The organism is Thermostichus sp. MS-CIW-40 (assembly GCF_054058315.1).
Genome location: NZ_JBSSAC010000010.1, coordinates 25120 through 37585 on the forward strand (window position 1 = coordinate 25120; position 12466 = coordinate 37585).

13 protein-coding genes are annotated in these 12466 nt (G+C 57.7%); 2 read left to right on the plus strand and 11 right to left on the minus strand.

What is annotated here, in order from left to right; genetic code table 11:
• Positions 1-29: 29 nt before the first annotated feature.
• The 11 genes from ACVWXF_RS04970 to ACVWXF_RS05020 form a co-directional block, all read right to left on the minus strand.
• A complete protein-coding gene (locus ACVWXF_RS04970; RefSeq protein ID WP_457473804.1) occupies positions 30-902 on the minus strand; it encodes a polysaccharide deacetylase family protein in 873 nt (290 codons plus the stop codon).
• A gap of 28 nt (positions 903-930) precedes the next feature.
• Positions 931-1554 (minus strand): orotate phosphoribosyltransferase, encoded by a 624-nt coding sequence (pyrE, locus tag ACVWXF_RS04975; RefSeq protein WP_457473805.1) that lies wholly within the window; start codon positions 1552-1554, stop codon positions 931-933.
• A 199-nt stretch (positions 1555-1753) separates the two neighbouring features.
• The gene (locus ACVWXF_RS04980; protein WP_457473806.1) at positions 1754-2299 is read right to left on the minus strand and encodes a GTP-binding protein; all 546 of its coding nucleotides are present in this window, start codon (positions 2297-2299) and stop codon (positions 1754-1756) included.
• A 51-nt stretch (positions 2300-2350) separates the two neighbouring features.
• The gene (locus ACVWXF_RS04985; RefSeq protein ID WP_457473807.1) at positions 2351-2908 is read right to left on the minus strand and encodes a protoglobin domain-containing protein; all 558 of its coding nucleotides are present in this window, start codon (positions 2906-2908) and stop codon (positions 2351-2353) included.
• Positions 2909-2962: 54 nt separating this feature from the next.
• Positions 2963-3331, minus strand: coding sequence for a roadblock/LC7 domain-containing protein (locus ACVWXF_RS04990; protein WP_011433098.1), 369 nt, complete (start codon positions 3329-3331; stop codon positions 2963-2965).
• Between the two features lie 80 nt (positions 3332-3411).
• The gene (locus tag ACVWXF_RS04995; RefSeq protein WP_457473808.1) at positions 3412-4296 is read right to left on the minus strand and encodes a DUF4388 domain-containing protein; all 885 of its coding nucleotides are present in this window, start codon (positions 4294-4296) and stop codon (positions 3412-3414) included.
• 397 nt (positions 4297-4693) lie between these two features.
• The gene (locus ACVWXF_RS05000) at positions 4694-5521 is read right to left on the minus strand and encodes a DUF4388 domain-containing protein (RefSeq protein WP_457473809.1); all 828 of its coding nucleotides are present in this window, start codon (positions 5519-5521) and stop codon (positions 4694-4696) included.
• Positions 5522-5863: 342 nt separating this feature from the next.
• Complete coding sequence (locus tag ACVWXF_RS05005; protein ID WP_457473810.1) at positions 5864-8458, minus strand: heavy metal translocating P-type ATPase; 2595 nt, start codon at positions 8456-8458, stop codon at positions 5864-5866.
• A gap of 168 nt (positions 8459-8626) precedes the next feature.
• Entirely contained in the window at positions 8627-9046 is a 420-nt protein-coding gene (locus ACVWXF_RS05010) for an aldo/keto reductase (protein WP_457384342.1), read from the minus strand.
• Positions 9047-9298: 252 nt separating this feature from the next.
• A complete protein-coding gene (locus ACVWXF_RS05015; protein ID WP_457473811.1) occupies positions 9299-9562 on the minus strand; it encodes an aldo/keto reductase in 264 nt (87 codons plus the stop codon).
• Entirely contained in the window at positions 9547-9912 is a 366-nt protein-coding gene (locus ACVWXF_RS05020) for an aldo/keto reductase (protein ID WP_457473812.1), read from the minus strand. Before ACVWXF_RS05020 ends, ACVWXF_RS05015 begins: the two co-directional genes overlap by 16 nt.
• 230 nt (positions 9913-10142) lie before the next feature.
• Here ACVWXF_RS05020 and ACVWXF_RS05025 point away from each other — a divergent pair, with 230 nt between their 5' ends.
• Positions 10143-10670 carry a hypothetical protein gene (locus ACVWXF_RS05025; protein ID WP_414329187.1) on the plus strand — a complete coding sequence of 176 codons (528 nt, stop codon included), beginning with the start codon at positions 10143-10145 and terminating at the stop codon, positions 10668-10670.
• A gap of 46 nt (positions 10671-10716) precedes the next feature.
• Positions 10717-12351, plus strand: a complete 1635-nt coding sequence (locus ACVWXF_RS05030; RefSeq protein ID WP_414399348.1) for a CTP synthase — start codon at positions 10717-10719, stop codon at positions 12349-12351.
• The last annotated feature ends 115 nt before the right edge of the window (positions 12352-12466 follow it).

Sequence of the window (12466 nt, forward strand, 5' to 3'; positions counted from 1 at the left end):
CTGGCCAGGGATCCGGAACTGGGATCCTGTCAGGCCATCTCAGGCGCAGGGCAGGCTTGGGCATACCAGTCATAGAGGCCATCCCCGGTGGTGAGCCAAGTGTGAGGGCGAGATTGGATGTGCTGCAAGGCTTTTTTTAGGGATCCCATCCGCAGCGGCTGCCCAACGATGAAGGGGTGCAGGCCAATGGCCATGATGCGGGGGGAGCGTTCCCCATCCTGCCAGAGTTGATCAAACTGGTCGATGAGGGCTTGGGCAAAGTCTTCTGCCGACAGGCGGGCGCTGAGACAGAGGCTGATGTCGTTGGCCTCCAGGGTGTAGGGGATCCCCAAGAGGGGGCCGGCGGCAGTTGGGAACCAGTAGGGTTGGTCGTCGTTTACCCAGTCGGTGGTGTAGCGGATCCCGGCAGCCTTGAGCAGGTCAAAGGTGTTCTCGCTAACGGAAAACCCCGGCGTCAGCCAGCCCCAAGGGCGGGATCCCGACACCTTCTCCAAAAGGGACAAACTGCGCTCAATGAGCTCCTGTTCGACGTCACGGGCCAGGCCGCTGTGGCCGGTGGAGTTGTTCCAGCCGTGGGCCAGCACCGACCAGCCGTATTGGCGGATCCCTTCGATGATGGGGGGGTAAAGATCCACCATTTCCGCATTCAAGGCCGCCGTCACCGGGATCCCCAGCTCGGCAAACAGCTCAAACAAGCGCCAAATGCCCACCCGATTGCCGTAGTCCCGCCAGCCATAGTTGGCGATCTCAGGGGAGCTGGTGAGATGGGGTTGAATGGCTGTGCCCAGCTTGCCAAAGGTGAAGTGCTCGATGTTCATCACCACGTACACAGCCACCCGCGCCTGATCCGGTAAGCTCGGCAGATTTCGGCTGGGCAGAGCTGAGTAGGCAGGGGGCAGCATGTCCGCTCTCCAGATACTCCATACCAACTTAGCGGGCAAGCCGGCCTTCCGATCCTCGGGTAGAGGATACACAAGCCCGCACCTCTTCAAGGGTGAACAGGCGGCGAAACGGGATCCCTGCTTCTCGGTAGCGGTCTTCTGCCCCTTCCAGCCGATCCACCAAAGCGAGGATCCCTTCCGCCCAGTAGCCGGCTGCCCGCACCCGTTCGACAGCCTTCAAAGCAGAACTGCCGGTGGTCACCACATCTTCCAGGATCCACACCCGACTGCCTGCCGGCAACTCCGGCCCCTCGATCCAGGCTTGCGTGCCGTGCCCCTTGGGCTCTTTGCGCACGATTAGGGCGGCTAGGTTGGCAGGCTCAGCCCTCAGGGAGGCCAAACTCACCGCCGTCACCAGGGGATCCGCTCCCAGCGTCATCCCGGCCACTGCTTCGGTTTCGGGCGGCAACAGTCGGTGCAGCAGGGATCCCACCCAATAAGCCCCCTGGGGATGGAGGGTGACCGGCTTGCAGTTGATGTAGTGGGGGCTCTTCTGTCCAGAAGTGAGGGTAAAGGAGCCTTCTCGGTAAGCCAGTTGGGCCAGGAGATATAGCAGTTTCTCCCGCGCTTCCTCTGGGGAAAGGGTCAGGGGAGAGCAATCGAGAAGCAACACAGCGGGGATCCTCTTGGTTCAATGGCTGGCCAGAAAGATCACTCAGGACATTTCATTATGCGGCAAATCTCCACCGAATCCAATCTCCCGTTTTTCGGCTTCACGGGAGGGATCCCTGTCCCACAAAAGATACGCCTGTGTTGGCTGGGGTCGATGTTGCTAAAAAAAGCTGTAGCCTTCTGGATACCTGAAAATCTGTTCAAACAACCACCTGGGGCATCATTTGCTCAACCAACAGAAGCAACGTGTTGGCAACAGAAGATGGCTCTTGAGCATTCAAAGTGGTGTGGGGAATCGCGCCATCTTGATTCCCCAAAATTAACAAAATGTCTTCTGGATCCCAGGCATTGGGTTGATCGACGTGGGTGATCCCAATCACGCAGGGGGCACTTGTTCTCACCTTCATAAAAGATTGAATGGCTTGGGCATTGCGAAATTGACCCGGCAGGTGCGCGGGCACCAGGAGGACATAACCGTGAGCGCGCTTAATCAAAATATCCCACATAAAGTTAAAGCGAGACTGGCCGGGAGTACCGTAGAGATGCAGCCACATCTCTTCTTCCTCCTCTCCAATCCTCAAACGGCCAAAATCCATGCTTACCGTTGTGGTTTTCTTCAGTTCTGCTACCTCGTCTGTTGCTTTGCAATCGGTGTCTACTACCTCAATCTCGCTAATCGTGCGAATAAAGGTAGACTTTCCAGCTCCCACCGGCCCTGTTACAACAATGCGGAGAATATTGCTCATGGTTAGCCTCAGCCGTAAACCCCCAGCGCAGACGGGCCTACTCAATCCTGATTAAGAGGAAGCTAAGCTGTTAGCCCCGGTAGCAATCAAGCGCTTAAACAAGGCCTCGCTCATGCCTGTTTCCTGTTGCACGGCGTTATAGGCCACCTCAAGGTAAGCTTGCTCAATAAAGGAGAGGTCAATCATACAGACCTTGCTCAAGCTGGTGCGCAACTGCTCAGGCTTGCCTTCTTTCACCAACCGCCGACTGACCTCCTGCACAACTGTGGCCATAGCAGGTACAACATGTTGGGGGCCGATCCCAACGCGCACATGAACTATGCCAATCTTCCAGCGCCGCTCAGCGTATTGTGGCCCCCAGTTATCCATGCCCGTGAACATTTCCTTGAACCAGTCAGCAAAAGTTTGGCCCAGCCGCTGCCGGTTGTGCTTGGCTATCACTGCCGCCATTTCGGCATCGCGATCCAGATAGCCGTAAAAGGCGTTTGACATTTCCGCCGCGATACTGCCGCCCCAGTCAGCACTTTGCTGCAAAATTTTCTTGTCATCATCTGTGAATTGCGTGCGTGAGATCAGGACTTGGAGCAGCTCAGAAGGTTTAATGGCCATACTTCCCTCAACGTCAGGACAGAATCAAAAACTTAGCCTCCACATTTGATTTTCTTACTTCATTGCCTCTGCAATGCTTGCCGCGACTCGCTTAATTTCCAAAAAGAGCAAGCCTTGCTTGACTTCATGGCTGGCAATTGTCAGCAAGACGGCATCGGGGCCACAACTGGTTAAAACCCCGTATCCTTTTTCCCCCTGTACAAAAACCCTCTCTATGGCTCCGCGCCCCAGCTCTCTCCCAATCCGTTCGCCCAAAGAAAGCATGGCAGCCGACATAGCAGAGGTTCTCTCTTCATCCATACCCACAGGCAGTGTGGAAGCTAAAGGTAGCCCGTCGGGGGTGACCACTGCTGCTCCCTGGACTTCCGGTGTGTTGGCAACATAGCTCTGGAGGATCGCCTGCAAAGAGGACAGATTAGCCATCCTACATCTCCCTGCTGATTCACTATTTCTAATGTTTCTACCCGAAAACCGAAAACATGACTGCAAATATCCCTATGCTTTTATTTTTCGCGCATGCCCTTGAGGAGGGTGGCTAATCGACTGACCAGAGAAGGCTTGACAGGGCCGCCCTCATCCTGAAAACCGGGCACCCTTGCCCCCAGCCTCTCCCTCACCGGCTCGGGATTCACCTCCTCAGCAATCGACTTGGACAGCTCCCAGTGACCAGACCGAGCCAGAACCGTTGGCCCCTCACAGGGACTGATCAACCCCAGCTTGGCCAGACGGGCACAGGCATAGCGCACCTCCAGCAGGTCTGCCCCCAGTGCTCGAGCCAAAGCCGTCAGCTTGCGGGAAGGCGACACCTGCTCCAGGATCCCCCACTCCAGCGCAGAAAGTTTGAACAGAGGCAGTTCGGTGCTGGTACGCCAAAAGCAACTATCGGGTTCTGGCAGGTCTTTTTCGGGGCGCTGCTCCAGCTTGAGCTGCTGCAGGGCTTCCAGGACGGCAGCGGTGGCGCCCTTGCTCAGGCCGGTCATTTCTCGGTAGGGCATGGGCACATTGGGCAGGAAGCTGAACTGTCCGGATTCGAGGGCAAAGAGGCTGTAGAGGCCGGTTTGCAGTTGATGGCGAAAGAGCTTGGCCAAATCTACGGGCGAGATCAACCCTTGCCGCTGCAGGCAACGCCCCAGAGGCTCTTCCGAGCCGCAAAAGGAAGCCAGCTTTTCGACCACCCGCTCGCTCACCAAACCAGAGTCGGCTAGCAGGCTCTCCAGGCGGTGCTCTTTTTGAGGTGGCAAGGCAGCGATGACCCGACCCTGATAAAACCAGATCCTGTAGATGCCGCCGGGCGCCCAAATACAGAGCTGCCCTGTTTTGCTGCCTCTTTCGATCAGCTGCAACAGATCGGGCAAGGAAAATTCTTGGAGGTCTCCAACTATGGCCATAAGAACTCTCTATGAACCTCGCTTCGATGGAATGGGTAAAAAATCAATGCTTCAGTGATTTTTTGGGCATCCCTATTCTTGTACATGTACTCTCGGACAACAACCGTGTATCAACGGCTGTGTTCTTTGTAGCTAGGTACTCTGCGCGCCAGCAGTTACACTTACTATCCGGGAAAATCTATCAAGGAATACAATTAGGCAGCACTCGGAAGCCCTTCACAGAAGAGTTCTAGTTTCCTTTGTTTCAGCTTTGTGTTGGATCATGTCGCTTCGTAAGATAGAACTCCTATTTTTGCTTTCTCTGTGAGCGGAAGTTAGAGAAAAGTTATAGACCCTTCCAAGTTCTTTACAAAGCCAGAAGAAAGCCAGAAGATTGTTTTTTTCCGTTAGGTTTGCCTCACTTTTCGCGCATGCCCTTGAGGAGGGTGGCCAATCGACTGACCAGAGAAGGCTTGACGGGGCCGCCCTCATCCTGGAGACCAGGCACCCTTGCCCCCAGCCTCTCCCTCACTTGCTCAGGATTCACCTCCTCAGCAATCGACTTGGACAGCTCCAAGCGACCAGACCGAGCCAGAACCGTTGGCCCCTCACAAGGGCTGATCAACCCCAGCTTCGCCAGACGGGCGCAGGCATAGCGCACCTCCAGCAGGTCTGCCCCCAGTGCTTGAGCCAAAGCTGTCAGCTTGCGAGAAGGCGACACCTGCTCCAGGATCCCCCACTCCAGCGCAGAAAGCTTGAACAGAGGCAGTTCGGTGCTGGTACGCCAAAAGCAACTATCGGGTTCGGGCAGGTCTTTTTCGGGGCGTTGCTCCAGCTTGAGCTGCTGCAGGGCTTCCAGGACGGCAGCGGTGGCGCTTTTGCTGAGGCCAGTCATTTCTCGGTAGGGCATGGGCACGTTGGGCAGGAAGCTGAACTGGCCGGATTCGAGGGCGAAGAGGCTGTAGAGGCCGGTTTGCAGTTGATGGCGAAAGAGCTTGGCCAAATCTACGGGCGAGATCAACCCTTGCCGCTGCAGGCAACGCCCCAGCGGCTCCTCCAAGCCCCTAGCGACCAACTGGCTGACCACCTGCTCGTCCACCAAGCCAAAGCGCGTCAGCAGGCTTTCCAAACGATGCTTTTCTTCAGGGGTGAGGGCGGCGACCACCCGACCTTGGTAAAACCAAATCCGCTGAATGCCATTGGGTGCCCAGATGGATAATTGCCCTGCTTTCTTACCCTTTTCCATTAAATGCAACAGGTCGCATAAGGAAAATTCCTGAAGATCTCCAAGCATCGCCATACTTTTGCTCCCTTCACCGCTGCAAGATGCGCTTTCTCAGTATTTTCACGGTTTTTGCTTTGCTAAGCAAGAAACCAGAAGATGCGCTTACAGCTTGGTTTCGGCCTAGTCTTACAACCAAATCCTCAAAAGTTAAAGCGGATTAATCTTTTTAATCAAATGTATAATCAAATGTACGAAGTTGCCGAATTTTTGGCTTGGACGCAGCGGAAATTGTGTCAGAAGCTCGGTAAAACCTCGGAAGACTTAACGATCGATACTTAGTCATTCGTAATTTTTAACACTTTTTTAGCTGCGGCTACTCGAAGATCTACGGGGTACAAAAGTTCGCCTCAAAAGGAGTGAATTGAGGATTACACTGAGGGAACTCAAGGCCATGAGACCCCCAGCGATTGCCGGGCTAAGCCCAATGCCAAAGGGGGGTAGGAGCACGCCTGCTGCCACCGGGATCCCTACCAGGTTGTAGCCGACAGCCCAGAGGAGATTTTGCTGGATCTTGCGGAAGGTGGCGCGGCTGAGGCGGATAGCTTCCACCACATCCCAGAGGCGGTTGCGCATGAGGATGATATCGGCGGTTTCTAAGGCCGCATCAGTGGCTGAGTGCAGGGCGATGCCCACATCGGCTTGGGCCAAAGCCGGAGCGTCGTTGATGCCATCGCCCACCATGGCAACTCTCTGGCCTTGGGTCTGCAGGTCGCGGATGACTTGAGCTTTGTCTGCCGGGTGAACCTCGGCGATAACGCGGATCCCGGGCACTTGCAGAGCTTCAGCTACCTGCTTGGCCACCTCAGCCCGATCGCCAGTAAGCAGCATCACCTGCAAGCCCATCTTTTGCAGTTGTCGCAGCGTTGCCTGCGCATCGGGCCGCAAGGGATCCTGGGCTGCCAGCAGCCCCACCAGGGATCCCTCTACAGCCACGCCCACCACCGTTTTGCCGGCTGCCAGTAGCGCCTCGGCCTGGGCCTGCGCCTCTGGGGAAATTGGGATCCCCAAAGCAGCCAGCCCATCCAGGGATCCCAACACCACTTCCTGCCCTTCCACTTGGGCAGCAACCCCTATCCCCGGTTGGGTTTGAAACTCGCCGGCGGAGAGCAACGGCAAACCCTGGGTGCGGGCGGCTTGCAAAATGGCTTGCGCCAGAGGGTGGCGAGTGCCGCTTTCCACTGTGGCCGCCAGTTGGAGCAGGCGATTGGGATCCAGGGAGGGGTCAAGGCTGAGACAGTCCGTCAGGTGGGGATCCCCTTGGGTGAGGGTGCCGGTTTTGTCGAAGACCACCGTTTGCAAGCGATGGGCTTTCTCCAGAATATCTCCCCCTCGGATGAGCAAACCCCGCTCGGCTCCCAAGCCAGTACCCACCAGGATGGCCATCGGCGTAGCCAACCCCAAAGCACAGGGGCAGGCCACCACCAAAACGGCAATGGCCATCTTGAGGCTGCTGAGCAGGGGTGTGGGGTGAGGGGGATGGTCACCCAGATGCAGATGGGAGTGCAGGCTGAACCCCGCCAGGACGAAGTGCTCCGCACCGCCGCTCCCCCAAAGCGGGATCCCAATCCAGTACCAGAACCCAAAGGTGAGAATGGCCAGCGTGACCACCCCATAGGTGAAGTAGCCCGCCACCTGGTCGGCTATCCGTTGGATGGGGGCCTTGCGAGCTTGGGCCTCTTCCACCAGGCGAATGATCTGGGCCAAGGTGGTGTCTTTCCCGGTGCGCGTCGCCCGGCACAGCAGCAACCCCGATTGGTTCAGTGTCCCCGCCACCACGGGATCCCCTGCTTGTTTCAGCACCGGCAAGGGTTCCCCTGTCAGCATCCCCTCGTTGACCGTGGCCTGGCCGGCAATGACTTCTCCATCCACCGGGATCTGTTCGCCGGCCTGCACTTGGAGCCAATCCCCCACTCGCACCTGTTCGACAGGGCACCATTCTCCGGTTTGGGATCCCAGATCCAGGTTCCCCTCTGGGCTGGAAGCCAGAGATCCCGCCTTCTCTGCAGGCTGAACCCGCCGAGCCAGACTGGGACACAAGCTCACCAGCGATTGCAGGCTGCTGGCCGCCCGCAGGCGGCTGTGCTGTTCCAAGGCCCGTCCCAACAGGATGAAGCTGAGCATCATGACGGGCTCGTCGAAAAAGCACTCCCAGCCCACCTGAGGGGCCAACAACCCCGCCAGACTGGCCAGGTAGGCCGATCCGGATCCCAAGGTAACCAAGGTGTTCATGTTAGGGGCCAGCCGCCGCGCCCCTCTCCAACCATCCAGGACAATGCTGCGAGCTGGGCCGACAAAAGTCAAGGTCGCCAAGCCCCAGTGCAGCCAGACATCATTAAGGAGGGGCAAGCCCAGACGGGCGAAGAGATCCAAGTGTCCGGCGGCAGAAATCAGCAGCAAAAAAGCGGCGGTGAGCGCTTGGCGAATGTGGTGTCGGGTCTGCTGTCGCTGCCGAGAGAGGGGATCCGCAGGCACATCCAAGGCTTCTTCCCACCCACCGGTAGGGGAAGAGGGATCTTGAGAGTGCTCCGCACCGCTGACGCGAACGGAACTCCCGCCGGAGAGGGCCTCACCCTCTGAACTGTAGCGGCTGGGAAACCCTGCCTCTGTCAAAATCTGGGCCAGGTGCTGCGGGTCGGGCCGGATCCCAGGGGTAAATTCCACAAGGGCCGACTCGGTAACCAGGTTAACGCTGGCCTTAACCACCCCCGGCTGTCTCAGCAGGGCCTGCTCAACGGTGCGAACGCAGCCGGCACAACTCATGCCCCCCACGTGGAGAATCAGGGATCCCGCCTGAGAAGGCGCTGTGGGCCCATTCTGGTCAGCCGGATCCCTTGGCCTGTCTGCTTTATGGGTCAAAGTGCTCCGCACTGCTGACGCGAATGCATCTGGGATGGCCATCTTTGTTCTCCCGTGGTTAACAGCCCCCTCGCCCTACTGGCCAGTTATGTAGCGGTAGGACAGAGCTCTACATCCCATTTTTTGCCAAACTCAATCGTAGGACTGGGATCCCGGCGACAAAGTGCTCCCCACCGCTAACGCAAACGGCAAGGGAACAGAAAGCAACAACTAGGCAGCGCGGGCAGGCGGGGACATAAAGCTGGGGGGAATGGACTCGGGAACATACCTTTGCAAAATATCCTCGATGGTCTGCATCGCTTCCGCATCCAGCGACCAGCCCCAAAGGCCGGATATCGCTTCCAGATGATGGGGTTTGCGCGCCCCCCACAGTGCCACACTCACCCCTGGTTGATCCAGCAGCCAGCGCACCGCCAACTGGGCCAAGGTCTTGCCATAGCGATCCTGAGCAAACTGGCTCAATGCCTCTGCCGCCTTTAGGTACTGGGAGTAGCGCGGTTCAACAAACTTGGGGTCGATCCCGGCGCGCATGTCCCCTGGGGGGAAGGTGGTTTGCGGCGTCATCCGTCCGCTCAGCAGACCTCGGCAGAGGGGACTGTACACCAAAGTGTGAATGCCGTGCTGATACATTTACGCTGAACACTGCTGAACATCACTGTTCAACTATGCAGCGATAGCATTCTGTTTGGAAACAAACAGAATGGCGGTATCCCGCAAAGCTTTGAGTAGAATACCCAAAGCGCAGTTTCCGTGTCGTCTTACCACCAATTTTCTGCTTTGCTTTGGCTACCATGTTGGCAGACTCGAAAGTAAACAGAAAGATCAACTGGTAGTAATCCGTACTGAACATATTATACATTATTTTCAGTATAGTTGAGCTTATTATTGACTAGAGTCATGCTCTCGACAGTAGGGCAAGACCTCTGCTTCAATCTGCCGCTCGAACAGGTTGTAGGGGGGCTTGGCGGTGTGCAGAGGAGCCACCTGGCGAAACCGATCCATCTGTTCGGGGGAAAAGTTGCTGACCCCAATGGCGCGGATCTTGCCCTGCTGCAGCAACTGCCCCAGAAACGCCGCCGTTTCTTCGATCGGTTCCAAGGGATCCGGCCAATGAATTTGGTAGAGATCGATCACATCTGTTTGCAAGCGGCGCAGAGAATCCTCCAGTTCTTGGGCCAAGCAAGGCAGGCTGGAGTTGCGCACCACTTTGTTGTTTGTCCACTCCAGTCCCGCTTTAGTCCCGCTTTGGTGGCGAGAACCACCCGATCGCGGCAACCTGAGTCTTTGATCGCTTGCCCCAGCACTTCCTCCGAAACACCCAGTCCGTAGATGGGAGCGGTGTCGAAGGTGGTTATGCCCAAATCAATGGCTTTGCGAATCGTGGTGTAAGATTCCTGGCGGTCGGAAGGGCCCCACCAGCCGCCGCCCATCGCCCAAGTGCCCAGGCCCACCCGGCTCAACCTTAGCCCTGCATCTGCGAGGGTGACGAACTCCATGGCTGCTCCTGCTGAACCCCGATCCTCCCACTGTGGCCAGGGATCCTCTCCAAAAATCTAGCAGACATTGCTGACAGCAGCCGAGGTTGCGTGAACGACCCAAGCCTGTGACCGGGGTTGGAAGGAGAGGAGAGGCTTTTGACTCTGCTGTTGTAAGGAACTGAATCGATAGGATCCCCTTCAAGAGCTGCAGCGTCTCTCAACCCAGAACTTTTGCGAGGAATGGCTCCATGAAGCCCACTTTTCTTGTCTCTACTGTCAGCTCCGTCGGTATGGCTCTCCTGTGGGGATCCCTTCTGGCTGGAAGGGCTGCCCAAGCGCAGGTGATCACCCCTCTTTTCCCCTCTGGAACTCCCATCCCCGTCGAACCCTTGCCCCCCAGTCCCGATATTCCCACCCTGCCCATTGTGCCGGATCCCCGGCCTGTGCCGGCAACCCCTGCTCCCCAGCGACCGCTGCCCAGGGGGAGTTTTGAGGAGATCAGCCGCTACTTCCGGGATCTCAACCGCGCCAAAAACCTGGCCCGTCAAGCTGCCGAGATCGCCAATGGGGGCCTACAGCGCTATCGCGCCGAAGCTTCCATGCACGGGGCAGCCATCGACTCGCCGTTTGAAGAGTTTGAAGATGCTTGGATCTTCACCTTCCGGGGGGGAGAGCCCGGCTTTGTCCAGCCCAGCATTGAAACCCAGGTGCGGGTGGACAGGCGCACCTTTCAAACCACCATCCTCTACAACGGCCCCATCCGCTCTCTGCGCTGAGGGATCCCTGGCATAATCAAAAGGCAAAAGGGAAGGGATCCAGGCCATGACCAAGTTTGTCTTCGTCACCGGTGGAGTGGTCTCCAGCATCGGCAAAGGCATTGTAGCGGCCAGCTTGGGTCGCCTCCTCAAATCCCGCAACTACACGGTGTCGATTTTGAAGCTGGATCCCTATATCAATGTGGATCCCGGCACCATGAGTCCCTACCAGCATGGAGAAGTGTTCGTCACCGACGACGGCGCCGAGACCGACCTGGACTTGGGCCACTACGAGCGCTTCACCGACACCAACATGTCTAAGCTCAACAACGTCACCACCGGCTCCATCTACCAGGCCGTGATCCACAAAGAGCGGCGCGGCGATTACCAGGGCAGCACGGTGCAGGTGATCCCCCACGTCACCCAAGAGATCAAAGAGCGGATCCGGCGAGTGGCCCGCGAGACCAACCCCGATGTGGTGCTGGTGGAGGTGGGGGGCACGGTGGGGGATATCGAGTCTCTGCCCTTTTTGGAGGCCATTCGCCAATTTCGCAAGGATGTGGGCCGCGCCAATGTCGCCTATGTGCATGTCACCCTGGTGCCCCTGATCAAAGCGGCAGGGGAGATGAAAACCAAGCCCACCCAGCACTCGGTGAAGGAGCTGCGCTCCATTGGCATCCAGCCGGACGTGTTGGTGTGCCGCTGCGAACAGCCATTGCCCCGCGGGATCAAGGAGAAGATCTCCGAGTTTTGCGATGTGCCGGTGGAATGTGTGATTCAGGCTCAGGATGCCCCCAGTATCTACGATGTGCCTTTGGTGCTCGAGCAGGAGGGGTTGGCGCAGCGGGTTTTGGAGATCCTCAACTTGGATCCGCAGCAGCCAGATCTACGGGAGTGGGAGCTCCTGGTGCAGCGGCTGCACCACCCCCAAGAGCAGGTGGAGATTGCCATTGTCGGCAAATACGTGCGCCTTACGGATGCCTATCTTTCGGTGGCCGAGGCCCTGCGCCATGCCGGGTTGGCCCTCAATGCCGGCGTCACGCTGCGCTGGATCTCTTCTGAGGAGATCGAAGAGCGGGGACCAGAGGCATTGCTTTCCGGCGTGGATGGAGTGGTGGTGCCAGGGGGGTTTGGCAATCGCGGCATCGAGGGCAAAGTGGCCAGTATTTGCTACGTGAGGGAGCGGGGCATTCCCTTTCTGGGCCTGTGTCTGGGCATGCAATGCGCGGTGATCGACTGGGGATGTCACATTGCCCACCTGGAGCGGGCCAATAGCTATGAGTTTGATCCCGATACCCCCCACCCTGTCATCAGCCTGCTGCCGGAGCAGAAAGATGTAGAGGATCTGGGGGGAACCCTGCGGCTGGGCCTCTATCCCTGTCGTATCATGCCCAATACCCTAGCGGCCAAGCTCTACGGTGAGGCCATCATCTACGAGCGGCACCGCCATCGCTATGAGTTTAACAATGCCTACCGCAGCCTTTTTCTGGACTCTGGTTATATCATCAGCGGCGTCTCGCCGGATAACCGCTTGGTGGAGATTATCGAGCTGCCCAGCCACCCCTTTTTCATCGCCACCCAGTTCCATCCGGAGTTTCGCTCCCGCCCCAACCGCCCCCACCCCCTCTTTTTGGGGTTGATCGAAGCTGCCCTGCGCAGCCGCCCTCAGCCTCACCCCCTGCAGTTGCAGAAGATGGGCTAGTTGACAGATCCCTTGTCCAAAAGTGGGGGCACGCCTCTGGTCCTGGTTCTGCAGAGCTTTGCTGAACATAAACTGCTGCGGAATCCTGGGTTTCGCCTGTGGAGCAGCCGTGGCC

Bases quoted from the DNA above. Each gene is read 5' to 3' on its own strand.
- ACVWXF_RS04985 (WP_457473807.1), bottom strand. From the start codon at position 2,908: ATGGCCATTAAACCTTCTGAGCTGCTCCAAGTCCTGATCTCACGCACG.
- ACVWXF_RS04995 (WP_457473808.1), bottom strand. From the start codon at position 4,296: ATGGCCATAGTTGGAGACCTCCAAGAATTTTCCTTGCCCGATCTGTTG.
- ACVWXF_RS05020 (WP_457473812.1), bottom strand. From the start codon at position 9,912: ATGGAGTTCGTCACCCTCGCAGATGCAGGGCTAAGGTTGAGCCGGGTG.
- ACVWXF_RS04980 (WP_457473806.1), bottom strand. From the start codon at position 2,299: ATGAGCAATATTCTCCGCATTGTTGTAACAGGGCCGGTGGGAGCTGGA.
- ACVWXF_RS05030 (WP_414399348.1), top strand. From the start codon at position 10,717: ATGACCAAGTTTGTCTTCGTCACCGGTGGAGTGGTCTCCAGCATCGGC.
- ACVWXF_RS05025 (WP_414329187.1), top strand. From the start codon at position 10,143: ATGAAGCCCACTTTTCTTGTCTCTACTGTCAGCTCCGTCGGTATGGCT.
- ACVWXF_RS05000 (WP_457473809.1), bottom strand. From the start codon at position 5,521: ATGGAAAAGGGTAAGAAAGCAGGGCAATTATCCATCTGGGCACCCAAT.
- ACVWXF_RS04990 (WP_011433098.1), bottom strand. From the start codon at position 3,331: ATGGCTAATCTGTCCTCTTTGCAGGCGATCCTCCAGAGCTATGTTGCC.
- ACVWXF_RS05005 (WP_457473810.1), bottom strand. From the start codon at position 8,458: ATGGCCATCCCAGATGCATTCGCGTCAGCAGTGCGGAGCACTTTGACC.
- ACVWXF_RS04970 (WP_457473804.1), bottom strand. From the start codon at position 902: ATGCTGCCCCCTGCCTACTCAGCTCTGCCCAGCCGAAATCTGCCGAGC.
- ACVWXF_RS05010 (WP_457384342.1), bottom strand. From the start codon at position 9,046: ATGTATCAGCACGGCATTCACACTTTGGTGTACAGTCCCCTCTGCCGA.